Source organism: Arthrobacter sp. NPDC058288 (assembly GCF_042880995.1).
GTDB lineage: Bacteria > Actinomycetota > Actinomycetes > Actinomycetales > Micrococcaceae > Arthrobacter.
Window position 1 is genome coordinate 1,235,665 of record NZ_JBHVYH010000001.1, and the last position, 23,464, is coordinate 1,259,128.

General features: G+C 65.0%; 16 protein-coding genes, 2 tRNA genes and 1 riboswitch. Of the genes, 15 read left to right on the forward strand and 3 right to left on the reverse strand.

What is annotated here, in order from left to right; genetic code table 11:
* Positions 1-16 precede the first annotated feature (16 nt).
* Together ACFVWT_RS05925 and ACFVWT_RS05930 are read left to right on the forward strand one after the other, a co-directional pair.
* Positions 17-511 (forward strand): ribose-5-phosphate isomerase, encoded by a 495-nt coding sequence (locus ACFVWT_RS05925; protein ID WP_390246092.1) that lies wholly within the window; start codon positions 17-19, stop codon positions 509-511.
* The gene (locus ACFVWT_RS05930; RefSeq protein WP_390246094.1) at positions 511-1,428 is read left to right on the forward strand and encodes an Fpg/Nei family DNA glycosylase; all 918 of its coding nucleotides are present in this window, start codon (positions 511-513) and stop codon (positions 1,426-1,428) included. Before ACFVWT_RS05925 ends, ACFVWT_RS05930 begins: the two co-directional genes overlap by 1 nt.
* A gap of 58 nt (positions 1,429-1,486) precedes the next feature.
* Here the strand turns inward: ACFVWT_RS05930 and ACFVWT_RS05935 are convergent.
* Positions 1,487-1,560 (reverse strand) — tRNA-Gly (locus tag ACFVWT_RS05935).
* A gap of 156 nt (positions 1,561-1,716) precedes the next feature.
* On the opposite strand from ACFVWT_RS05935, the gene ACFVWT_RS05940 reads away from it, so the two are divergent.
* From ACFVWT_RS05940 to ACFVWT_RS05965, 6 genes are all read left to right on the forward strand, one after another.
* Positions 1,717-1,791 (forward strand) — tRNA-Pro (locus tag ACFVWT_RS05940).
* 66 nt (positions 1,792-1,857) lie between these two features.
* A complete protein-coding gene (gene tig, locus ACFVWT_RS05945; RefSeq protein ID WP_390246096.1) occupies positions 1,858-3,270 on the forward strand; it encodes a trigger factor in 1,413 nt (470 codons plus the stop codon).
* Positions 3,271-3,526: 256 nt separating this feature from the next.
* Entirely contained in the window at positions 3,527-4,138 is a 612-nt protein-coding gene (locus ACFVWT_RS05950; protein ID WP_390246098.1) for an ATP-dependent Clp protease proteolytic subunit, read from the forward strand.
* Between the two features lie 36 nt (positions 4,139-4,174).
* On the forward strand, positions 4,175-4,834 hold the full coding sequence (locus ACFVWT_RS05955; RefSeq protein ID WP_028268993.1) for an ATP-dependent Clp protease proteolytic subunit: 660 nt from the start codon (positions 4,175-4,177) through the stop codon (positions 4,832-4,834).
* A 197-nt stretch (positions 4,835-5,031) separates the two neighbouring features.
* Positions 5,032-6,321, forward strand: coding sequence for an ATP-dependent Clp protease ATP-binding subunit ClpX (gene clpX / locus ACFVWT_RS05960; RefSeq protein WP_390246100.1), 1,290 nt, complete (start codon positions 5,032-5,034; stop codon positions 6,319-6,321).
* 68 nt (positions 6,322-6,389) lie between these two features.
* A complete protein-coding gene (locus ACFVWT_RS05965; protein WP_390246102.1) occupies positions 6,390-7,004 on the forward strand; it encodes a disulfide bond formation protein DsbA in 615 nt (204 codons plus the stop codon).
* A gap of 378 nt (positions 7,005-7,382) precedes the next feature.
* On the opposite strand, the gene valS is transcribed toward ACFVWT_RS05965, so the two are convergent.
* Positions 7,383-10,019: a valine--tRNA ligase gene (valS, locus tag ACFVWT_RS05970; protein ID WP_390246104.1), complete on the reverse strand. Its 2,637-nt coding sequence runs from the start codon at positions 10,017-10,019 to the stop codon at positions 7,383-7,385.
* Between the two features lie 93 nt (positions 10,020-10,112).
* On the opposite strand from valS, the gene ACFVWT_RS05975 reads away from it, so the two are divergent.
* The 5 genes from ACFVWT_RS05975 (at position 10,113) to ndk (ending at position 16,856) form a co-directional block, all read left to right on the forward strand.
* A complete protein-coding gene (locus tag ACFVWT_RS05975; RefSeq protein ID WP_390246106.1) occupies positions 10,113-10,874 on the forward strand; it encodes an SDR family oxidoreductase in 762 nt (253 codons plus the stop codon).
* Positions 10,875-11,260: 386 nt separating this feature from the next.
* Positions 11,261-14,590: an isoleucine--tRNA ligase gene (gene ileS, locus ACFVWT_RS05980; protein WP_390246108.1), complete on the forward strand. Its 3,330-nt coding sequence runs from the start codon at positions 11,261-11,263 to the stop codon at positions 14,588-14,590.
* Between the two features lie 3 nt (positions 14,591-14,593).
* A complete protein-coding gene (locus ACFVWT_RS05985) occupies positions 14,594-15,952 on the forward strand; it encodes a bifunctional folylpolyglutamate synthase/dihydrofolate synthase (protein ID WP_390246110.1) in 1,359 nt (452 codons plus the stop codon).
* Between the two features lie 2 nt (positions 15,953-15,954).
* Positions 15,955-16,398 carry a DUF4233 domain-containing protein gene (locus tag ACFVWT_RS05990; RefSeq protein ID WP_390246112.1) on the forward strand — a complete coding sequence of 148 codons (444 nt, stop codon included), beginning with the start codon at positions 15,955-15,957 and terminating at the stop codon, positions 16,396-16,398.
* A gap of 38 nt (positions 16,399-16,436) precedes the next feature.
* Positions 16,437-16,856 (forward strand): nucleoside-diphosphate kinase, encoded by a 420-nt coding sequence (gene ndk, locus ACFVWT_RS05995; RefSeq protein WP_043482064.1) that lies wholly within the window; start codon positions 16,437-16,439, stop codon positions 16,854-16,856.
* Between the two features lie 86 nt (positions 16,857-16,942).
* Here the strand turns inward: ndk and ACFVWT_RS06000 are convergent, their stop codons facing one another.
* Positions 16,943-17,614 (reverse strand): vitamin K epoxide reductase family protein, encoded by a 672-nt coding sequence (locus ACFVWT_RS06000; protein WP_390246114.1) that lies wholly within the window; start codon positions 17,612-17,614, stop codon positions 16,943-16,945.
* A 470-nt stretch (positions 17,615-18,084) separates the two neighbouring features.
* Here ACFVWT_RS06000 and ACFVWT_RS06005 point away from each other — a divergent pair, with 470 nt between their 5' ends.
* Both ACFVWT_RS06005 and ACFVWT_RS06010 read left to right on the forward strand, forming a co-directional pair.
* Positions 18,085-21,453, forward strand: a complete 3,369-nt coding sequence (locus tag ACFVWT_RS06005) for an Rne/Rng family ribonuclease (RefSeq protein WP_390246116.1) — start codon at positions 18,085-18,087, stop codon at positions 21,451-21,453.
* A gap of 116 nt (positions 21,454-21,569) precedes the next feature.
* Positions 21,570-21,667: riboswitch (TPP riboswitch) on the forward strand.
* Between the two features lie 5 nt (positions 21,668-21,672).
* Positions 21,673-23,241 carry a bifunctional hydroxymethylpyrimidine kinase/phosphomethylpyrimidine kinase gene (locus ACFVWT_RS06010; RefSeq protein ID WP_390247088.1) on the forward strand — a complete coding sequence of 523 codons (1,569 nt, stop codon included), beginning with the start codon at positions 21,673-21,675 and terminating at the stop codon, positions 23,239-23,241.
* The last annotated feature ends 223 nt before the right edge of the window (positions 23,242-23,464 follow it).

The window sequence follows — 23,464 nt, forward strand, 5'->3', positions numbered from 1 at the left end:
CTGAACGGACATTGCCGTGACCACATCCTCCGACTTTCCGCGCGTCCACATCGCCACCGACCATGCCGGCATGGAGCTCAGCTCCCACCTGGTAAGGCACCTCACGGCCAAGGGCTACACCGTGGTTGACCACGGGCCCAAGGTCTACGACGCGCTGGATGATTACCCGTCCTTTTGCATTAACGCGGCGCTTGCCGTTGTGGCGGACCAGGCAGCCGGAATCCACGCCCTGGGCATCGTTCTCGGCGGCTCGGGGAACGGCGAGCAGATCGCCGCAAACAAGGTCAAGGGGGTCCGTGCGGCACTTGCCTGGAACCTGTCCACGGCAACCCTGGCCCGCGAGCACAACGACGCCAACGTCGTTGCGGTCGGCGGCCGCCAGCACAGCGTGGACGAAGCAACCGAAATCATCGAAGCTTTCCTGCAGGAACCGTTCAGTAACGATGAGCGGCACGTCCGCCGCATCGGCAAGATTGCGGCCTACGAGAACACCGGCGAGGTTATCGCCTAGTGCCTGAGGGGCATTCGGTCCACCGGCTGGCCCGCCAGTTCGCGGACGTATTTTCCGGGCAGTGCCTCGCCGTTTCCAGTCCCCAGGGCCGGTTCGCCGACGGCGCGGCGCTGCTGGACGCGCGCACGCTCGTCGGCACGGTGGCCCACGGCAAGCACATGTTCCTGCATTTCGACCACGGGCTCGTCCTTCACGTTCACCTGGGCCTCTACGGCGCCTGGGATTTCGGCGGCGATGCCACTTTCCGGGGCGCGTCCAGCATCGGCGCACCCCGGAAGGTGGGGGAGCGGGAAGTGTTCGACGACGGCGCAACTGGCCCTGCGGCCGGCGGCGGACCGGAATACACCGGGCCGCCGGCGCCGGTGGGCGCCGTCCGGGTCCGGCTGGCCGGCGCCCACGGCTGGGCGGACCTCAGGGGTGCCACGACATGCCAGGCAATCACCGAAGCGGAGGCCGATGCCGTCCTGGCCCGGCTGGGGCCCGACCCGTTGCGGAATCTTCCCGGGGACAAGGAAGGTTTCGTTGCCGGTGTGCGTGCCCGGAAGACGCCACTCGCGGCGCTGCTGATGGACCAGAAGGTGATCGCCGGCGTCGGGAACGTCTACCGCGCCGAGCTGCTCTTCCGCCAGGGCCTGGATCCCTGGCTGTCCGGACGCTCCCTGGACGCGGAAGCGGCGACAGGTCTGTGGGAGGACACCGTCGCCATGATGTCCGACGGCGCGCGGGACGGCAGGATCATCACCACGCCTCCCGGCTATTGGACTGAGCCAGCCGCTGGACTTCCGGCGCCGGAGGAGTCCCATTTTGTCTATCGGCGGCACGGCCTCGACTGCCGCGTATGTGGTTCCCCGGTCGCCCTGACGGACCTTGCCGCGCGGAAGCTCTACTGGTGCCCCGTGTGCCAGCAGGCGTCCTGAGGCGCAGTCGCCGGAAAACAAGAAAGCCCCTCCGGAGAGGGGCTTTCTTGTTGTGTCCTGGAGGGGACGACGGGAATCGAACCCGCGTAATCAGTTTGGAAGACTGAGGCTTTACCATTAAGCTACGTCCCCGTGGAAAGGCATCCGGCCGTGCTGCTGATCCGCAGGGGCTGTTGTGCTTTTCTTCCGGTCGGCTGCTCGAGCCGGATATAACTAAACCTAATTCAGGGCCCCAGTGTCAAATGTGCATATCCGGCCGTTATGACCGTAGACTGTTCTGTGCACTTACGGGGTGTAGCTCAGCTTGGCTAGAGCGCCTGCTTTGGGAGCAGGAAGTCGCAGGTTCAAATCCTGTCACCCCGACTCTGCAGCTTGTCAGATCATTGCGTTTGCAGAACCCCATCCCACAAAACCAGGAGTACTTAGACTGTGAAGAGCGCTGTCGAGAACCTCACCCCCACGCGGGTCAAGCTCAATGTTGAGGTCCCCTTTGAGGAATTGAAGCCCAGCATCGATGAGGCATACAAGACTGTTGCTTCGCAGATCCAGGTCCCTGGCTTCCGCAAGGGCAAGGTCCCCGCAAAGCTGATCGACCAGCGCGTTGGCCGCGGCTACGTGCTGGAGACTGCCATCAACGAAGGCCTCAACGGCTGGTACCAGGAGGCTGTCCAGGAAACCGGCATCCGCCCCCTGAGTCGTCCCGAGGTTGAAATCACCGAGGTCCCGGACCCCACTGCGACCGACGGCGAACTCAAGTTCCACGCCGAGGTTGACGTCCGCCCCGAGATCGAACTGCCCGACTACTCGGGCATCAAGGTCGAGGTTGCCGCTGCCGAGTCTTCCGAAGCAGACGTTGACAAGGCGCTCGACGAACTCCGCGGCCGTTTCGGCACGCTGAAGTCTGTGGACCGTCCCGCCGCCGATGGCGACTTCCTGACGATCGACATCACCGCCTCGATCGACGGCGCCGAAGTTGATTCCGCTTCCGGCCTGTCCTACCAGGTTGGCGCCGGTACCATGCTCGAAGGCCTGGACGAGGCCGTCACCGGCCTCAGCGCCGATGAGGACGCCATCTTCGACACCACCCTCGTGGGCGGCGACCACGCCGGCGAAGCTGCCCAGGTCAAGGTCGTGGTCAAGTCCGTCAAGGAGCGCGAGCTTCCCGAAGCTGATGACGACTTCGCCCAGCTGGCATCCGAGTTCGACACGCTGGCCGAACTGCGCGAGGACCTCGCCAAGCAGGCTGCCGAATCCAAGGTTGTCGAGCAGGGTGTCGAGGCACGCGACAAGGTCCTGGACAAGCTCGTTGAGCTCGTTGAGGTTCCCGTTCCCGCTTCTGTCGTCGAAGAGCAGCTGGAGCAGCACTTCAAGGCTGAGAACTCCCACGGCGACGGCGAGCACGACACCGAAGAGCACCGCGCCGAGGTCAAGGCCAACACTGAGCGGGCATTCCAGAACGAGATCATCCTCGACGCCATCGCTGACAAGGAAGAAGTCGGAGTCAGCCAGAACGAGCTGATCGACTACATTGTGACGACTGCCAGCCAGTACGGCATGGACCCGAACCAGTTCGCCCAGATCATCGATCAGTCCGGCCAGGTTCCCATGATGGTTTCCGAGGTTCGCCGTCGCAAAGCCCTGGCAGTCGTGCTGGGCCAGGCCGAGGTCACGGACTCTGAAGGCAACAAGGTTGACCTGAGCGACTTCGTCCGCCCCGGCGGCGAAGAAGAGCCAGCCGCTGAGGCTGCTGAAGCCTCCGCCGTCGACAGCGACGCCGTTGAAGGTGAAGCCGCCACTGAGGAAGCTGCGCCGAGCGACGATCCGGCAGCAGCGAAGTTCTAAGCACACGTTGCACGGAAGCCCCCGGATCCCTGATCCGGGGGCTTCCGCCTTTTAACCCCGGAATCGCGGCTCCGTTGCGCTGTGCGGAGCTGCTGCGCCAATCGTGCGCCGTCAGCGAACAGCGCGATCCCTGAGAACAAAACGGCCGCCAAACGGGTTAGTGTCCAAGTAGTGATTTTCAGTGACGTCGTCCCGTGACGTCACCGTCGCCAGCGAGAGGTAAGTACATATGTCACAGCAAGCAGGGGCCCCCCGGATGGCTACTGTCGATCCGGCAGCCCAGGACAACTACATCTACAACCGCCTGCTGAAAGAGCGAATCATCTGGCTCGGCTCCGAGGTCCGCGATGAGAACGCCAACGCGATCTGCTCGCAGTTGCTGCTGCTGTCCGCGGAGAACCCTGAGAAGGACATCTACCTTTACATCAACTCGCCAGGCGGCTCCGTTACGGCCGGCATGGCCATTTACGACACGATGCAGTTCATTCCGAACGACGTCGTCACCGTCGCCACCGGCCTCGCGGCGTCCATGGGTCAGTTCCTGCTGTCCTCGGGTACCAAGGGGAAGCGTTACGCCACCCCCAACGCCCGTATCCTGATGCACCAGCCGTCCGGCGGCATCGGCGGCACGGCCTCGGACATCAAGATCCAGGCTGAGCTCATCCTGCACATGAAGAAGGTCATGGCGGAACTCACCGCGGACCAGACCGGACAGACCGTGGAAACCATCCTCAAGGACAACGACCGCGACAAGTGGTTCACGGCCCCCGAAGCCCTTGAGTACGGCTTCTTCGACAAGATCGCAGCACATGCGGGATCTGTGGCCGGCGGCGGCGGAACCCAAAACGCCAGCGGCTCGGAAAAGTAACCGGGGTAGACAGAAATGATTCCAGGAGAAATGAACATGAACTACAATTTCGGATCGTCTGCCGGGAACCTGCCCACCAGCCGCTACGTGCTGCCGCAGTTCGAGGAGCGCACGCCTTACGGCTTCAAGCGCCAGGACCCCTACACCAAGCTCTTTGAGGACCGGATCATCTTCCTCGGCGTGCAGGTGGACGACGCCTCCGCCGACGACGTTATGGCGCAGCTGCTTGTGCTCGAGTCTACGGACCCGGACCGCGACATCACGCTGTACATCAACTCCCCGGGCGGTTCCTTTACCGCCATGACGGCCATCTACGACACCATGCAGTACATCCGTCCCGAGATCCAGACTGTGTGCCTGGGCCAGGCCGCAAGCGCCGCGGCCGTCCTGCTCGCGGCCGGTACGCCGGGCAAGCGCCTGGCACTGCCCAACGCCCGTGTACTGATCCACCAGCCGGCACTGTCCGGCGGCCAGGGCGGCCAGGCCTCGGACCTGGAAATCCAGGCCGCGGAAGTCATGCGGATGCGATCCTGGCTCGAAGACACGCTGGCCAAGCACTCTGGCCGGACGTCCGAGCAGGTCAACAACGATATCGAGCGCGACAAGATCCTGACCGCTGCCGAGGCGCAGTCCTACGGGCTCATCGACCAGGTCCTTGATTCCCGTAAGATCAAGCCGCAGGCGATCAGCAGGTAATCAGCACGACACGCGGAGTCGGTGCGGTTCATGAAAAATGGACCGCACCGGCTTTCGTTTTCAACGCGTAAGGTTCCACCTCTCAGGCCGAATGTGACCTAGAGTGGAAGATGTCACGGCCGGACCTTCCGGACCCACCGTGATTCCAGCAACCGGTGCAGTGCTGCGGTAGCAGCAGGATACTAAGGGGTTCACATATGGCTCGGATTGGCGAGAGCACGGATCTGCTGAAGTGCTCTTTCTGCGGAAAGAGCCAGAAGCAGGTGCGAAAGCTCATTGCCGGGCCCGGCGTCTACATCTGCGACGAGTGCATTGAGCTCTGCAACGAGATCATTGAAGAGGAACTTGCGGAAGTAGCTGACCTCGGCAGCTTCGAACTGCCCAAGCCGCGCGAAATCTTCGATTTCCTGCAGGAATACGTCATCGGCCAGGAACCGGCCAAGCGCTCCCTCGCCGTCGCGGTGTACAACCACTACAAGCGGATCCAGGCCGGCCATGCCCCCAAGAGCGGCAGCCTCGCCGACGGCGTCCATCACGACGACGTCGAGATCGCCAAATCGAACATCCTCCTGATCGGCCCCACCGGTTGCGGCAAGACCTACCTGGCCCAGACGCTGGCCCGCCGCCTCAACGTACCGTTCGCCGTCGCGGACGCCACGGCACTGACCGAGGCCGGGTACGTTGGCGAGGACGTCGAGAACATTCTCCTGAAGCTCATCCAGGCTGCTGACTACGATGTCAAGAAGGCCGAGCAGGGCATCATCTACATCGACGAGATCGACAAGATTTCCCGCAAGAGTGAAAACCCGTCCATCACCCGGGACGTCTCCGGCGAGGGCGTGCAGCAGGCCCTCCTGAAGATCCTGGAAGGCACGGTGGCTTCGGTTCCCCCGCAGGGCGGGCGCAAGCACCCGCACCAGGAATTTATCCAGATCGACACCACCAACGTGCTGTTTATTGTGGCGGGAGCCTTCGCCGGGCTTGAGGACATCATCGGCTCCCGGTCCGGCCGCAAGGGCATCGGGTTCGGTGCTCCGCTGAACGAGGTCAAGAACAACTCCGACTCCTATGGCGAGGTCATGCCGGAAGACCTGCTGAAGTTCGGGCTGATCCCGGAATTCATCGGCCGTCTTCCCGTGATCACCACGGTCTCCAACCTGGACCGGCCTGCCCTGATCCAAATTCTGTCCACGCCGAAGAACGCGCTGGTGAAGCAGTACCAGAAGATGTTCCAGCTTGATGGCGTGGAGCTGCTTTTTGAAGACGAAGCGCTGGACATGATCGCCGACCAGGCCCTGGAACGGGGTACCGGTGCCCGCGGACTCCGCGCCATCATGGAGGAAGTGCTCCTCCCCGTGATGTTTGACCTCCCGAGCAGGGACGACATCGCCAGTGTTGTGATCACCGCCGATGTGGTCGCAAAGAAGGCCCCGCCCACCATGATCGCCCACGACGTGGTGGCGAAGCGGCGGAATAAATCCGCTTAGTTCGTCGCTCTTGGTAGAGGTGCGCCTGGAGTGCGCCGCGCCCTGATGACTCTTACGAGGAGATTTCCGTGCCCGAAACCACCACGAACAAGGCCGACTTCTGGTTCGACCCCCTGTGCCCTTTCGCCTGGATCACGTCCCGCTGGGTGGGCGAGGTGGAGGAAGTCCGCGACATCCAAACCGAATGGCACGTGATGAGCCTTGCCGTCCTCAACGAGGGCCGCGAGCTGGACCCGGGATACCGCGAGGCAATGGACAAGGCCTGGGGTCCTGTCCGTGTGATCATCGCCGCCCGTGAGCAGCACGGCGACCAGGTCATCAAGCCGCTATATGACGCAATGGGCAGCCTGATCCATGACGGCGGCGAGAAGGATTTCGGCATCGTGATCGGCAAGGCACTGGCGGAGTGCGGCCTCCCGGCAGGCCTGGCGGCCGAAGCATCCTCTGACGCCTTCGACGCGCAGCTCCGCGCCAGCCACGAAGAGGGCATCTCCCTCGTGGGGCAGGATGTGGGAACACCCGTCGTGGCCTTCAACGGCACCGCCTTCTTTGGCCCGGTGCTGACCCGCATCCCCCGGGGCGAGGAAGCAGGCCGCCTCTGGGACGCCGCGGTGACCCTGGCTGCGTATCCCCACTTCTTCGAAATCAAGCGCAGCCGCACGGAGAGTCCCGAATTCAACTGACGCACCGGGCCTCCCTGGGGCCGGGATAATTACTGCCTTGTAGTTCGTTCGGGACCCTTGCGGATCCCCCCGGGTGGGACAACAATAGTTCTTACCCACTTCGAAAGAAGCGGGACACGGAAACCAAAGATTCAGTGACACGCATCTGACGCAGCCTTCGGCAAAGTCAGAAGCTGGCTACCAGTGACGAGGTAGGAAGACCTGAAATTCCGAGGATTCCGCCAGATTGTCACAGACGTCACGAGACAATCGAAAAAGTCGAAGCCCCACCAACGGCAAAACGCTGATGGGGCTTCCCCTTTGCCCAAAAACAAGGTGAACCGCCCAAGACAGAAGCCCCACCGGCGTTGAACGCTGATGGGGCTTCACGTGTGTCCGCTAGCCGGTGAAGGGCTCGGCGCCCGGCGCTTCTTCCGGCTGGGCCAGCACAACGTCGCTGACCGTGAGTTCTCCCTCGCCTGCCACCAGGGTCAGTTCGCGTGCGTTGGAGGCCGCCTTCAGGTCTGCAAGGCCGGCCTTCAGCTGCGTGGTGAGCGACTCCGTGGCGGTGATGGTCGCGGAGAGCACCTCAGTGCGCTGCTTGACCTTCGCCTCTGACTTGGCCTTGCGGATGCCGCTCAGCGCAATTCCCACGGTCGCGAGCATGGTCGTGTCGCCGTCGGACACCTCCAGGGCGGCCGGCCACTGGGCACGGTGCACCGAGCCGCTCCGCCACCAGCCCCAGACCTCTTCGGTGGCGAAGGGCAGGAACGGCGCAAACAGCCGCAGCAGGGTGTCAAGGGTGGTGGCCAGGGCAGCCAGCACTGACGCCTGCTCGGCTTCGCCTGCGGCACCATAGGCCCGGTCCTTGATGAGTTCCACGTAGTCGTCCGTGAACTGCCAGAAGAAGCTCTCGCTGATCTGCAGGGCCCGGGCGTAGTCATAGTTCTCGAAGGCCTTGGTGGCCTGTGCCACGACGTCCGAGAGCTGCGCCAGCACGGCGCGGTCCAGCGGGTTCGTGAGCACGGACAGGTCGGTGGAGACCACCGAGTTTTCCGTCGCACCCAGGTTCAGGACGAACTTCGAGGCGTTGAGGAGCTTGATGGCCAGGCGGCGGCCGATCTTCATCTGGGCGATCTCGTAGGCGGTGTCCGCCCCGAGCTTGGCCGATGCCGCCCAGTAGCGCACGGCGTCCGATCCGTACTCGTTCAGGACGTCGGTTGGTACGATCACGTTGCCCTTGGACTTGGACATCTTCTTGCGGTCCGGGTCGAGGATCCAGCCCGAGATGGCCGCGTGCTTCCACGGCGCGGTGTCCTGCAGGGCATCGGCACGCACGGCGGTGGAGAACAGCCACGTCCGGATGATGTCGTGGGCCTGCGGGCGCACATCAAACGGGTAGACCTTGGCGAAGAGGTCCTCATCCGTGCTCCAGCCGCCCACGATCTGCGGCGTCAGGGAGGACGTGGCCCAGGTGTCGAGGACGTCGGCATCACCGGTGAAGCCGCCCGGCTGATCCCGCTGTGCCTCGTCGTAACCGGGTGCGGCGTCCGCGGCCGGGTCGACCGGGAGCTGTTCGTCGGTCGGCAGGACCGGGGCGTCGTAATCGGGGTTTCCGTCGGCGTCGAGCGGGTACCAGACCGGCACGGGCACGCCAAAGAAGCGCTGGCGGGACACGAGCCAGTCACCGTTCAGACCGGAGATCCAGTTCTCGTAGCGCGAACGCATGAAGGCGGGGTGGAACTCAATCTCGTTGCCGCGGCCGATCAGGCGTTCGCGGCGGTCCTCGTCACGTCCGCCGTTGCGGATGTACCACTGACGCGACGTCACCACCTCGAGCGGCTTGTCGCCCTTTTCGAAGAAGTTGACCGGGTGCATGATCTTCTTCGGCTCACCGTCGAGGAGCCCGGCAGCGGTGAGCTGCTCGACGACTGCTTCCTTGGCGCTGAAGACCGTCTTGCCGGCGATGGCCTCGAAGGCCGCGCGGCCCGCGTCGGTGGTGATCCAGTCCGGCGTATCGCCGATGATGCGGCCATCGCGGCCCACAATCGCCCGGGTGGGAAGCTGGAGTTCGCGCCACCAGGTCACGTCGGTAAGGTCGCCGAAGGTGCAGACCATGGCGATGCCCGAGCCCTTGTCCGCCTTGGCAAGGTGGTGGGCCTTCACTTCCACCTCGACGCCGAACAGGGGAGAGGTGACCTTCTTGCCGAACAGCGGCTGGTACCGCTCGTCGTCGGGGTTTGCCACCAGGGCGGCACAGGCTGCCAGCAGTTCCGGGCGGGTGGTTTCAATGTAGAGCTTCTCGCCGTCTTCGGTGAAGAACGGGTAGCGGTAGTAGGCGCCTGCCACCTCGCGGTCCTCGAGTTCAGCCTGGGCCACCGCGGTGCGGAAGGTGACGTCCCACAGCGTGGGGGCCTCGGCCATGTAGGCGTCGCCGGCGGCGAGGTTCGCAAGGAAGGCCCGCTGGGAGATGGCCCGTGACTTGTCGTCGATGGTCCGGTACGTCAGGTCCCAGTCGACGGACAGGCCAAGGGTCTGGAACAGGTTTTCGAAGACTTTCTCGTCCTCGACTGCGAGTTCCTCGCACAGTTCAATGAAGTTTCGGCGCGAGATGACATCGAAGTCGCGCTGGTTCTTGGCGGGCTCGGCCGGCGGGCGGTAGCCGGCGTCGTAGTGGATGGCCGGATCGCAGCGCACACCGTAGTAGTTCTGGACGCGCCGCTCGGTGGGCAGGCCGTTGTCGTCCCAGCCCATCGGATAAAAGACATTCTTGCCGGTCATGCGCTGGAAGCGCGCCAGGACGTCGGTCTGGGTGTAGGAGAACATGTGCCCCACATGCAGGGATCCCGACGCGGTCGGCGGGGGAGTGTCGATCGAGTAGACCTGCTCCCTGGTGGTCTCCCGGTTGAACTTATAGGTCCCTTCGTCAAGCCAGCGCTGCGTCAGGGCAGCTTCCAACCCCTCAAGGGCGGGCTTGTCCGGAACGTTGATAGGGGCGGTGGTGGGCGTGTCTGTACCCTGATTGTCTTCAGCCATGGAGCAATTGTTTCATGATCCCCGGCCCCGCCTTGCAGTAGTATCCCGTAAACCCGTGTGCTGCCCGGCTTCCTCCGACGCTAGGGTGGTGCCATGACTGAGGAAATGCGCACGAAAGCAGCAGTAGTTACAGGAGCAAGCACAGGCATCGGCGAGGCCACTGTCCGCGCGTTGCGGGCCGAGGGGTGGACTGTTTTCGCCGTCGCGCGCCGGGCGGACCGGCTTGCGGCGGTCGCCGAGGCTACTGGAGCCACGGCCATTGCGGCAGACATCGCCGACGACGATGACGTGGAACGTCTCCTCGCCGAGGTGACGCGGGCCGGCGGGATTGACACCCTCATCAACATCGCCGGCGGTGCGCGGGGCGCGGACCGGATCGCTGATGCCAAAACCGAGGACTGGGAATGGATGTTCGACGTGAACGTCCTGGGCACCATGAAACTGACCCGTGCCTTCCTTCCGATGCTGCGGGCCTGCGGGGAGGGAACAGTCCTGAACCTGACCTCGACGGCGGGACTCGCCGCCTACGAGGGCGGCGCCGGCTACAACGCTGCCAAGTTCGCCCAGCACGCCATGACCGGGGCACTGCGGCTGGAGGAAGTGGAAAACAACCTCCGAGTCATCGAAGTGGCTCCGGGACTGGTGCAGACCGAGGAGTTTGCCCTGAACAGGCTGGGCGACCAGGAGGCGGCCGGGAAGGTGTACCAGGGCGTCGAGAAGCCGCTCACGGCCGAAGATGTGGCCGATGTGGTCCGCTACGCTGTTACGGCGCCGCACCACGTCAACCTCGACCAGATCGTGATCCGGCCCGTGGCGCAGGCTGCCAACCACAAGCTCATCCGCAAGCAGTCCTGAGCGGGAGACCAGCGGCCACCTGGCCGGATGCCGGCGGCCCGGGCGGATGGAATCACCCGGCCGGGCATCCGGCTCGTGCCCCGGGGTACTGGAGAACACTGCAACTCCGGTTAGAATCGAATATCAGCTTTGACCCGGCCATCACCGGTGAGCTTCCGGAAGAACCTTCGGACGCCTGCAGCGCAGGAACCCGGAGTAGTAGAACCGGACGGGTAAGCCCGTCACAGCAGCAATGAGCGGCCGACGCCGGTGCTCTCCCCAAACGGGGGTCCGGCGACGGTAAGTGAGGTGGTACCGCGGTGCCGGTGCTGTTGCAGAACAGCGTACGGGCCGTCCTCGCATCCTGAATGATCCACTTGTTCACTAGCTCAACCCAGGATGTCGAGATGACCTATTACCCCAAGGCCTCAGCCGCACCGTCAGGCACCAGCAGCGTTTCCGCCTCTGTGAAGTTCCCGGAGATCGAAGAGCGCATCCTCAAGTACTGGGACCAGGACGGCACCTTCCAGGCGAGCATCGACCAGCGCGAAGCGGGCAAAGACGGGTCCAACGAATTCGTCTTCTACGACGGCCCGCCCTTCGCCAACGGCCTGCCGCACTACGGCCACCTGCTGACCGGCTACGCCAAGGACCTGGTGGGCCGCTACCAGACCCAGCGCGGCCGCCGCGTCGAGCGCCGCTTTGGCTGGGACACCCACGGTCTCCCCGCTGAGCTGGAAGCGATGAAGCAGCTGGGCATGACGGACAAGACCCAGATCGAGGCCATGGGCATCGACAAGTTCAACGACGCCTGCCGCGCCTCCGTGATGAAGTACGCGGACGAGTGGAAGAGCTACGTGACCCGCCAGGCCCGCTGGGTGGACTTCGACAACGACTATAAGACGCTCAATGTGGAGTACATGGAGTCAGTGCTGTGGGCTTTCAAGCAGCTGCACGAGAAGGGCCTGACCTACAACGGCTACCGCGTCCTGCCGTACTGCTGGAAGGACGAGACGCCGCTGTCCAACCACGAACTCCGTATGGACGACGACGTCTACAAGAACCGCCAGGACCAGACCGTCACGGTCACCTTCCCCGTCACGGCGGGGGAGTCGGAGCTGTCGAAGGAGCTTGCCGGAGTGCAGGCGCTCGCCTGGACCACCACGCCGTGGACGCTGCCCACCAACCTGGCGCTCGCCGTCGGGCCGTCCATCACATACGCCGTGCTCCCTGCCGGTCCGAACGGCGTCAAGGCCGCGTCAGCTGATGCCCCGGTCGGAGGCAGCTTCCTGCTCGCAGCAGACCTGCTGGGCGCCTACGCCAAGGACCTTGGCTACGGCGACGGCACCGCCGGCGTTGAGGAGGCAGAGGCCGCGGTTACCGCCACGTACACGGGCGCCGAGCTGGCCGGACTGCAGTACCAGCCGCTCTGGAATGACTTCAGCGACACCGAAAAGTACGGCACCGAGAACGCCTGGCGCTTCCTGGTGGCCGACTACGTCACCACCACCGACGGCACCGGCATCGTCCACCAGGCGCCCGCCTACGGTGAGGACGACCAGAAGGTCTGTGAGGAAGCCGGGATCCCTGTGGTGCTCTCCGTGGACGAGGGAGCCAAGTTCCTGCCCCTCTTCTCGCACGGTGACCTGCACGACATCGTGGGCCTGCAGGTGTTCGAGGCCAACAAGCCGATCACCCAGGTCCTCCGGGCACAGGGCCGCCTGGTCCGCCAGGCCAGCTACGAGCACAGCTACCCGCACTGCTGGCGCTGCCGCAACCCGCTGATCTACCGCGCTGTGTCCTCTTGGTATGTGGAGGTCACCAAGTTCAAGGACCGCATGTCCGAGCTGAACCAGGAGATCAACTGGATCCCCGGCAACGTCAAGGACGGCCAGTTCGGCAAGTGGCTGGCCAACGCCCGCGACTGGTCCATCAGCCGCAACCGCTACTGGGGCAGCCCCATCCCGGTGTGGCAGTCCAGCGACCCCGAATACCCGCGGACCGATGTTTACGGCTCGCTCGCCGAGATCGAAGCAGACTTCGGCCGGCTGCCGCTGAACAAGGACGGGCAGGTCGACTTGCACCGCCCGTTCATTGACGAACTGACACGTCCGAACCCGGATGATCCCCGGACCCCCGAAGAAGGCCAGTCCGTCATGCGGCGCGTGGAGGACGTCCTGGACGTGTGGTTCGACTCCGGTTCCATGCCTTACGGCCAGGTCCACTATCCGTTCGAAAACGAGCAGTGGTTCGACACGCACAACCCGGCGGACTTCATCGTCGAGTACATCGGCCAGACCCGCGGCTGGTTCTACATGCTGCACATCCTTTCCACTGCGCTGTTCGACCGGCCTGCCTTCCGCAACGTCATCAGCCACGGCATCGTGCTGGGCTCGGACGGGCAGAAGATGTCCAAGAGCCTGCGCAACTACCCGGACGTCTCCGAGGTCCTGGACCGCGACGGCTCCGACGCCATGCGGTGGTTCCTGATGTCCAGCCCCATCCTGCGCGGCGGCAACCTTGTGGTCACCGAGCAGGGCATCCGCGACGGCGTCCGCCAGGTCATCCTGCCGCTCTGGAATGTCTACAGCTTTTTCACGCTCTATACGAACGCGGCTGCCGGCGGTGCCGGCTATGACGCCAAGCTGCGTTACGAGGGCTATGCAGACACCTTGGACCAGTACCTGATGGCCAACACCGGGGATCTGGTCCGGAACATGACCGCGCAGCTGGACGGTTACGACATCTCCGGCGCCTGCGACGAACTGCGCAGCTACCTGGACATGCTGACCAACTGGTACGTCCGCCGCAGCCGCCAGCGCTTCTTCGACGAGAGCGTTGACGCGTTCGATGCGCTGTACACCGCGCTGGAAACTGTCTCCCGCGTGGCCGCGTCCCTGTTGCCGCTGGTTGCCGAGGAGATCTGGCGCGGCCTTACCGGCGGGCGCTCAGTGCACCTTGCCGACTGGCCGGACGCCGGGCTGTTCCCTGCCAACGCTTCCCTGGTGGAGGCAATGGACCGCGTCCAGCAGATCTGCTCCACCGGGTCCTCGCTGCGCAAGGCCGCGAACCTGCGCGTGCGGCTCCCGCTGCAGGAGCTCACCGTCGTGGCACCCGGCGCGGACGCGCTGGAAGGCTTCGCCGCCGTCGTCGCCGATGAACTGAACCTGCGTTCCGTCCGCCTCCTGGATGCCGACAGCGCCTCCCCGGAGGAGTTCGGCATCGAACAGAAACTCGTGGTCAACGCCCGGGCAGCCGGTCCCCGCCTGGGCAAGAACGTCCAGCAGGCCATCAAGGGCTCCAAATCCGGCGACTGGTCGGTTTCGGAAGCTGGCGTGGTGACGGCCGGCGGGCTCGAGCTGGAGCCGCAGGAGTACACCTTGGAGACGGTAGTGGCAGAAGCCGCGGAAGGAGAAGGATCCCGCGCGGCGGCGGTCCTGCCCGGTGGCGGCTTCGTGGTCCTCAACACCGAGGTCACCCCCGAGCTTGAAGCCGAAGGTGCGGCCCGCGACATGGTCCGCGCCATCCAGCAGGCCCGCAAGGACGCCGGACTCAACGTGAGCGACCGGATCCACACGACAGTGACGGCGAAGCAGGACGTCGTCGACGCCCTGCTGGCGAATGCGGAGCTCGTCAAGACCGAGACCTTGACGCTCAGGCTGGACACCGTCCCCGCCGACGTCAAGGAACCGCAGGTCAGCGTTGTCAAGACCGCGGCAGAAAAAGTAGAGGCCTAAGCAATGACCGACGAATTTTCCGTAGAGAGCGTCTACGCCGAACTGCTGGGCCGGGCGCCGGAAAACAAGATGGAGCCGCGCCTCGCGCCGCTGTTCCGTGCCATGGACGTGCTCGGGGAGCCCAACAAGGCGTTCCCGATCATCCACGTCACCGGCACCAACGGCAAAACGTCCACGGCGCGCATGATCGAGGCGGGTCTCCGTGCCCACGGACTGAGCACCGGACGCTACACGAGCCCGCACCTGTCAAAAGTGACAGAGCGGATCAGCATCGACGGCGCGCCCGTGCCGGATGAGACCTTCGTCCGGATCTGGGACGAGATCCGTCCCTACCTCCAGATTGTGGATAGCGAGCTTGAGGCTGAAGGGCAGCCCCGGCTGACCTACTTCGAGTGCCTGACCATCCTGGCCTTCGCAGTCTTTGCGGACCAGCCAGTCAACGTGGCTGTCATGGAGGTGGGCCTGGGCGGTATCACCGATGCCACGAACGTCGGTGACGGCCAGGTGGCGGTGGTGACTCCCATTTCGCTGGACCACACGGAGCTCCTTGGCGACACCACCGAGGACATCGCCGTCGAAAAGGCAGGCATCATCAAGCCGGGAGGCTTCCTGGTCAGCGCCGCGCAGCCCGTCGGCGCCGCCCAGGTACTCCTGGAAAAGGCCCGCGAAGTCCAGGTTCCCTACCGCTTCGAAGGTGTGGAATTCGGCGTCGAATCCCGGACTGTTGCCGTCGGCGGCCAGATGGTGACCATCCAGGGCCTGGCCGGACGCTATGAAGAACTCCTGGTGCCATTGCATGGAGCGCACCAGGCGGAGAATGCGGCCGTCGCCGTTGCCGCGCTGGAGGCGTTCTTTGGCGGGGAGAAGGCACTGGACCCCGAAGTCCTCCAGGAGGCCTTTGCCTCGGTGACGTCACCGGGCCGGCTCGAAGTTCTCCGGACTGCTCCCACCATCATTGTGGATGCCGCCCACAACCCGGAGGGCATCCGGGTTTCGGCCGAAGCAATCCACGAGGCCTTCAGCTTCACCAAACTGGTGGTAGTGGTGGGTGTCCTGAAGGAGAAAGACGCCGAAGAGATCCTGCGGCAGCTCAAGGAATCCCTGGGCGACCTCGCCGCCGAATACTGCTTCACGCAGTCCAACTCGCCCCGGGCGGTCCCGGCCGAGGACCTGGCGGAAATTGCGCTGGACCTCGGCTTCGGCGAAGACAACATCCATGTTGCCGAAAAACTCGACGACGCCCTGGAGTGGGCCGTGGAGCATGCAGAAGCCAACGAGGACCTCGCCGGCGGAGTCCTCGTGACCGGCTCCATCACGCTTGTCGCGGAAGCCAGGATCCTGCTCGGAAAGGCGGATGCCTGACCATGGCCCGACTTACAAAGGCGCAGCGGGAGTGGCGGCCCGGCATGCCCAAGAAGAGGCGCTCCACCAAAGTCATGTTCGCCTCGACGGTCCTGGTGCTAGAAGGGTTCGTCGCGTTTTTCGCCACGCTGGCGGTCTTTGGACTCCGCCGCGACGAGTTCCCGCCGGCAGTGATCCTCTCGGCGGGCATCGTCCTGAGCCTGGTGCTGGTGTTCACCTGCGCGGTGCTGTCCAAGCCGTGGGGCGTGGCACTGGGCTGGATCCTCCAGCTTGTCCTGATCTTCACCGGATTCATTGAACCCATGATGTTCGTGGTGGGAATCCTTTTTGCCGTGGCCTGGTGGTACGGCATCAGGACCGGCATCCGGATTGACCGCGAGTCCGCCCAACGCGAACGCGAACAGGCCGAATGGGACGCCGCCCACCCTGACGGCGAAACCAACTAGACTTATTCCGACCCCACACCAACCACATTGGAGCAGCTGTGAGCATTGAGCGCACCCTCGTCCTGATCAAGCCCGACGGCGTGACCCGCAACCTGACCGGCGCCATCCTCGGCCGGATCGAAGCCAAGGGCTACACCCTCACCGAGCTCAAGAAGGTCGACGCCAGCCGCGAACTGCTGGAGCAGCACTACGAGGAGCACGTAGGCAAGCCGTTCTACGAGCCCCTCGTCGAGTTCATGCTCAGCGGGCCGGTCGTCGCCGCAATCTTCGAGGGCCACCGCGTGATCGAGGGCTTCCGTTCGCTCGCCGGTACAACGGACCCGACGACGGCGGCGCCCGGCACCATCCGCGGTGACTTCGGCCGCGACTGGGGCCTGAAGGTGCAGCAGAACCTGGTCCACGGTTCCGACTCCGTAGAGTCCGCCGAGCGCGAGATCAAGATCTGGTTCCAGGACTAGCTGCCGCCGGCGCGAACGTACAGATAAGGCCCCCATTTCTTCGGAAACGGGGGCCTTATCTGTACGTTCGCGCTTTTTCTTTGGCCTTAGTAGCCGGACGTCCCGATGAAGACCTGAATGAAGGCAAAGAAGATCGTGGCGATGACGGCAACGTACAGCAGGGCGACGGCGATCCAGCCGGAGTCGCCGGCGATCTTCGCGGCGCCGGCCGGAAGCCTGATCACTCCGTGCGTGATGTTCCGGGCCGTGACCCACACAAAGAGCGGAATCATTGCGGCCCACACCACCATGCAGAACGGGCACAGGATATGGATGGAGTACAGCGCCTGGGACCACAGCCAGACCACGAAAGCAAAGCCCAGCGTGACACCGGCCTGTAGGCCGAGCCAGTACCAGCGGGCAAACCTGGCTCCGGAAAGCACAGCCATGCCGGTGGTGATCACCACGGCGAAGGCCACGATGCCAATGAACATGTTGGGGAAGCCGAAGAGGGAACTTTGCCACGTCTGCATGACGGCCCCGCAGGAAACCCAGGGATTGACGTCGCAGGCCGTGACGTGGTTCGGATCCTTGAGTACTGCCAGCTTTTCCAGGACGAGGGCACCGGAGGCGAGCCAGCCGATAGCGCCTGTGATCACCAGGAGCCAGCCAAACGGTTTGTCCCGGGTCATGGGCGGCAGGCCTTCCTGGGCCGCTGCATGCTCGTGGAGGTCGCCGTCCACCACGTTGTTCTGCATGGAATTGGAGATGCTGGGCATGGGATGTTGCGTCCTTTTTCTCGAGGGCTCCTCGCCCTGATTGTAACGCCGCAGACTGGATGGGCCGCACAGGCTCCTCGTGGCCGTGCCCTGATTATCCGCCGATCGGTCCCGCTTCCCCCTCTATTGAGTGAGCGTATGAGAGAATGAAGCTGGCTGGAATGCGATCCACATTCGAATTCCGGTCCGGTGGCTTGTTTGTAAGACCGCCAATGATGAGCAGGGCACGCTCCGGATCCACGATCGATCCCGGCCTCCCGGCAATGCCATTGGACGGCACCTGGTTGTGGCTTTCAGGAACAACGGGTTTCAGAACAACGCCGCCGGCCCTCCAGGGCTGCCGCACCCCACTGCCGGTGCGAACCTGAGGGTATCCAATTGACTTCTGTCAACGCCTGCGGGTTTTGACAATATGTGCCCCAATGGGTGCCGGATGTGGCGGTGCGTCAGGGGCAGGAGTGTCGCCACATATGGATAATGACCAGGTTCTAGCCGTTAATGAAGAAGCCGCTGCCGGCGAAGAGGCTGCAGCGCCCCAACCGCCCAAGAGGGCAGTACGCACCAGGCGCAAGGCCGCCCCGAAGGCGGAAGCTGTAGACACCGCAGAAGCCGGCGAAGCGGAGGCAGCTCCCGCGGAGGCTCCCGCAGCCGACGCCGCCGCGGAGGGAAAGCCCCCGGTGCGCCGCAGCCGTTCACGCAAGAAGGTGGAGCCCGCCGAGCCGCTCCCGGTCTTCGCCGATGACGCCACTGAACCCGTTGAGGCAGGGCAGGCTGCCACTGCACCCGTAGCGGAGGCAGCAGAAGTCGCCGAAAAGCCCGTCCGTCGGCGCACCTCGCGCGCCAAGGCCCCCGCCAAAGCCGCCGAAGCCTCCTTGGTCGCCGAGCCTGCCGTGGCCGAGGATATGGACGCCCCGGGTGCCTCGGCTATTTCCGGGCCGGCAGCCGAAGCAGAAGCAGTGGCCGCCGCAGGCCAGGGAACTGAAGTCCCGGAACCTGAAGGACAGCAAGCCGCGGGACAGCAAGCCGCCGCTTCCGTGACTGCTGAGCCTGAGGAGCCCGCCGCAGCCGAGGCCGCCAGCCCCGTCGGCGCGCTCTTCCTGGAACCCGGGTCAGTGACATCCATGATTTTCCAGGCACCGGACCTGAGCACCGTGGTCCGTCCCGCAGCCGCACCTGCCGTGGCTAAGGAAAACGACGAGGAAGACACGGAAGAGGACACCGAAGATGTAGACGCGGGTGGCTCGCGCCGCCGCCGCAGCCGCGGACGCCGTGGCCGCAGCCGAGTGACTGACCGGGACACTGCCGGTGAGACCGAATCCGCCGAAGGCGCCGCCGGCGACGAAGAATCTGATGAGGAGTCCACCCGGACCGCGGACGACGGCGTTACCTCCCGCCGTCGTCGCCGCCGCCGCCGCGGTGACCAGGACCTTGAACTGACGGGCGGGGGAGACGATGACCCGCCCAACACGGTGACCCGGGTCCGTGCACCCCGGGCCATCAGCGAGGCGCCGGTCAACAACCGCGTCACGTCAGTCAAGGGATCAACCCGGCTTGAGGCCAAGAAGCAGCGCCGCCGCGAATCCCGCGACACAGGCCGCCGCCGTACCGTCATCACCGAGGCCGAGTTCCTGGCCCGCCGGGAGTCGGTGGACCGCCAGATGATCGTCCGCCAGCGCGACGACAGAATCCAGATCGGTGTCCTGGAGGACGGCGTCCTGGCTGAGCACTTCGTCTCCAAGACGCAGCAGGACTCTTTGATCGGCAACGTCTACCTGGGCAAGGTCCAGAACGTGCTGCCCTCCATGGAAGCCGCTTTCGTGGACATCGGACGCGGACGCAACGCCGTCCTCTACGCCGGTGAAGTCAACTGGGACGCCGTCAACCTCGAGGGCAAGCAGCGCCGGATCGAGAACGCGCTGAAGTCCGGCGACTCCGTGCTGGTGCAGGTCACCAAGGACCCGGTCGGCCACAAGGGTGCCCGCCTGACCAGCCAGATCTCGCTGCCCGGCCGCTACCTCGTGTACGTTCCCGGCGGCTCCATGACCGGGATTTCCCGCAAGCTGCCCGACGTCGAGCGCAACCGCCTGAAGCGGATCCTCAAGGACCGCCTGCCGGAAGACGCCGGCGTCATCGTGCGCACCGCTGCCGAGGGCGCGTCCGAGGAAGAGTTGACGCACGACATCAACCGCCTGCGTGCCCAGTGGGAAGGCATCGAAAGCCAGGCCACCTCCACGAAGATCCTTGCTCCGGAGCTCCTCTACGGCGAACCGGACCTCACCATCAAGGTTGTCCGGGACGTCTTTAACGAGGACTTCTCCAAGCTGATCGTCTCCGGCGAGGAAGCATGGGACACCATCGAGGCGTACGTAACGTACGTGGCTCCGGACCTGGTGGGCCGGCTCGAGAAGTGGACCAAGGACACGGATATCTTCTCGGCCTGGCGGATCGATGAGCAGATCCACAAGGCCCTGGACCGCAAGGTCTTCCTTCCCTCCGGCGGCTCCCTCGTGATCGACCGCACCGAAGCCATGACCGTGGTGGACGTCAACACCGGCAAGTTCACCGGCAGCGGCGGCAACCTCGAGGAAACCGTCACCAAGAACAACCTGGAAGCGGCCGAGGAAGTCGTCCGGCAGCTGCGGCTGCGCGATATCGGCGGCATTATTGTCATCGACTTCATCGACATGGTGCTCGAATCCAACCGCGACCTCGTGCTGCGCCGCATGGTGGAGTGCCTTGGACGCGACCGGACCAAGCACCAGGTTGCTGAAGTGACCTCGCTGGGCCTCGTGCAGATGACCCGCAAGCGCATGGGTACCGGGCTCCTGGAAGTCTTCGGCGAGCAGTGCGAGGCCTGCGCCGGCCGCGGCATTGTCACCCACGACGAGCCCGTGGAACACCGCCGCGCCAACGTTGTGGCCGCCGAGCACCACGTGCCGCGGACGGAAGCCCAGCAGCCTCCCCGGACGGAGCGTAAGAGCCGCCGCCGCGGCAAGGGCGGCCAGCCGTCTTCAGAGACTGCCCCGCTGACGCCGGCTCCGGTGCACCACGAGCCCACTGACGCCGAGCGCCATGCCAAGGCTGAAGCGACACGCGTGGCGTTGGCCAACATCGCAGCGGCAGCGCATGCTGCCCACCTGCACGATGCCGAGACAGGCCATGCAGCCCCTGCGGCCGCACAGGCAAGTGCCGCACAAGCAGTAGGCCACGCACTGGCCGCCCAGGCTCCCTCCGGGCAAACCGGAGCGCCGGCCGGGGGAGGGGCGGCCCAGCCGTCCACCACCCAGCCCGCCACGGCACGGCCGGCCAAGGTGTCGGAAACTGAAGCAGCAGCCGCAGGACGGCCCGCAGCCGTCCTGACGTTCGGCGGCGAAAAGGTGGCACTGCCGTTTGTTGAGCATGCCGGCGAAGCACCTTCGTCCGGAGCGGCCCTGACTCTGGACCGGCTCGCTGAGGCTTTCGCGCACCTGGGTGAACCGGCTGCCGCTGAGGCTCCGGCGTCAGCGACTGAACAAGAGCTGGCCCCGGCCGAACAGCAGGCACCCGCCCGTGTTCCGTCGGCCCAGGCGCCGGCAGCACCCGCTGCTGAAGCCGACTACACCGACCACACTGCGGGACAGGGCCGCGCGCGCCGTCCCCGCCGTCACCGGAGTGCCAGCCGTGCCCAGGGCGCAGCCAACGAGACGTCCGTGGAACACCACGAAACTGCTCCGGTGGCCGCGTCAGGGCACACGCACGAAGCAAAGGCGCCCGAACCGGCGAAGAAGGACGTGCCCGCCAAGGCGCCGGTCAACGAGCCGATCATCCTCGGTGTGGGAGTACCGGCCTCCGAGCTCTGATCCCACAGCTCTCTGATCCCACACGCTGACATCGCGGGTGCGGCCCGGACTGGCGTAGCAATGCGCCGGTTTCGGGCCGCACCCGCGAGTTCGTTGCGGGGAAACAGCTAGGCTAGGGGACTGACACGGGGTGCCGCGCACAGGGCCGGCTGAGATCCACACCCGTTGAACCTGTCCGGTTAGCACCGGCGAAGGGATGTCTCCTTGGCCTCATCATTCCTGCCCAGCCCCGCCTCCGAAGCCGCCCACGAATCACCGGGCGGTGCCGTCCTGCGCAGCACGCCCCGGGTCCTGGCCATCGCCGGTTCCGATCCGTCCGGCGGGGCGGGGATCCAGGCGGACCTCAAGAGCATTGCCGCAAACGGCGGATACGGCATGGCTGTCATCACCGCACTGACGGCGCAGAACACCCGGGGCGTTCGGGCCGTGCACGTTCCCCCGGCTGAATTCCTGACGGCCCAGCTTGAGGCCATCAGCGATGACATCACCATTGACGCCGTTAAGATCGGCATGCTGGGCGACTCGGCGGTGATTGCCGCGGTCCGCGGCTGGCTGGAGAAGGCCCGTCCCGCCGTCGTGGTTCTCGACCCCGTGATGGTCGCCACCAGCGGGGACAGGCTCCTGCAGGAGGCAGCCGAGGCGGCACTCCGCGAGCTCCTGCCACTTGCCGACCTCGTCACGCCCAACCTGGCGGAACTGGCGATGCTCCTCAACGAACCGCTCGCGGGCGACTGGGAGGCGGCGCTCGCCCAGGGAAAGCGGCTGGCCGCCCAGGCCGGCACCACTGTGCTCGTCAAGGGCGGACACCTCGACGGCGGGGAGTGCCCTGACGCGCTTGTCAACACTGCTGGGCTGCTCGCCCAGGACGTTGTGGTTGTCCCCGGCGAACGGATTGACACCAGGAACAGCCACGGCACCGGCTGCTCCCTGTCTTCGGCAATGGCCACCGCGCAGGCGAGGCTGGGGGACTGGGAGGCGTCCTTGCGGACGGTGAAGCCATGGTTGCAGGGGGCGCTCCGGGAGGCCGGCGCCCTGGATGTGGGAACAGGCAACGGCCCGGTGCACCATTTCCACCATCTGGCCCCCAAGGGCCACGGGGCGCCGGCCGAAGGCGAGTTCGCTGCGGCGCTGAGGCAGGACGCCGGACCGGACCTGGACGCCATATACGGGCTGGACTTCATCCGGGGCCTGGCCGACGGCTCCCTCACCGAGCAGCACTTTGCGTATTACCTGGCCCAGGACGCCATCTACCTCAACGGATATTCCCGGGTGCTTTCCCGTGCTGCCGCGATTGCCCCCACCGAGGCGGAGCAGCTGTTCTGGGCACGGTCGGCGCAGCAGTGCCTTGAAGTCGAGTCCGAACTGCACCGGACCTGGCTCAGCACGCGGAACGTGGACGGAGGGCTGGGTCCGGTCACTAAGTCCTACGGGGACCACCTGCTGGCCTCTTCAGTTTCGGGCAGCTACGGGGTGCTCGTGGCCGCGGTGCTCCCGTGCTTCTGGCTGTATGCCGAGGTGGGTGCCACCCTGCACGGGGAGTTCCTCGCCGCGGGAGCGCCGTCCGGCCACGCCTACGCGGACTGGCTCCGCACCTACGCCGATGAGGAGTTCGCCGCCGCCACGAGGCAGGCGGTGCGCATCGCCGACGACGCCGCCCGTGCCGCGTCCGCAGCGGAACGTCGGGCCATGCGCCTGGCCTTCCGGCAGTCGTGCCGGTACGAGGTGGAATTCTTCGACGCGCCGCGGCTGCATGCTGCACCGCAAAGCGATCCGAAGCCGGTACGATAGTGGGGCACGGTTTCCGGAAGTCGTTGCGGCAACAGTCTGTTTCACGCAGAGTGGCGCCTATCACGTACTACCGCCGGAGCCAGCCTCATTTGCGGCCGAAGGCAAAATTAGCGTATTCTAGATCTTCGGTGCTTACGCCAACACTTGGGTTATAACCTCAGAACGGTCCGTTTGGAATTCCAAATGGCATTGTTCCTTGGATAACTCATGGGTTCCCCCGGGG

Bases quoted from the DNA above. Each gene is read 5' to 3' on its own strand.
- valS (WP_390246104.1), bottom strand. From the start codon at position 10,019: ATGGCTGAAGACAATCAGGGTACAGACACGCCCACCACCGCCCCTATC.
- ACFVWT_RS06005 (WP_390246116.1), top strand. From the start codon at position 18,085: ATGGATAATGACCAGGTTCTAGCCGTTAATGAAGAAGCCGCTGCCGGC.
- clpX (WP_390246100.1), top strand. From the start codon at position 5,032: ATGGCTCGGATTGGCGAGAGCACGGATCTGCTGAAGTGCTCTTTCTGC.
- ileS (WP_390246108.1), top strand. From the start codon at position 11,261: ATGACCTATTACCCCAAGGCCTCAGCCGCACCGTCAGGCACCAGCAGC.
- ACFVWT_RS06000 (WP_390246114.1), bottom strand. From the start codon at position 17,614: ATGCCCAGCATCTCCAATTCCATGCAGAACAACGTGGTGGACGGCGAC.
- ACFVWT_RS05950 (WP_390246098.1), top strand. From the start codon at position 3,527: ATGGCTACTGTCGATCCGGCAGCCCAGGACAACTACATCTACAACCGC.
- ACFVWT_RS05955 (WP_028268993.1), top strand. From the start codon at position 4,175: ATGAACTACAATTTCGGATCGTCTGCCGGGAACCTGCCCACCAGCCGC.
- ACFVWT_RS05985 (WP_390246110.1), top strand. From the start codon at position 14,594: ATGACCGACGAATTTTCCGTAGAGAGCGTCTACGCCGAACTGCTGGGC.
- ACFVWT_RS05990 (WP_390246112.1), top strand. From the start codon at position 15,955: ATGGCCCGACTTACAAAGGCGCAGCGGGAGTGGCGGCCCGGCATGCCC.
- ACFVWT_RS05975 (WP_390246106.1), top strand. From the start codon at position 10,113: ATGACTGAGGAAATGCGCACGAAAGCAGCAGTAGTTACAGGAGCAAGC.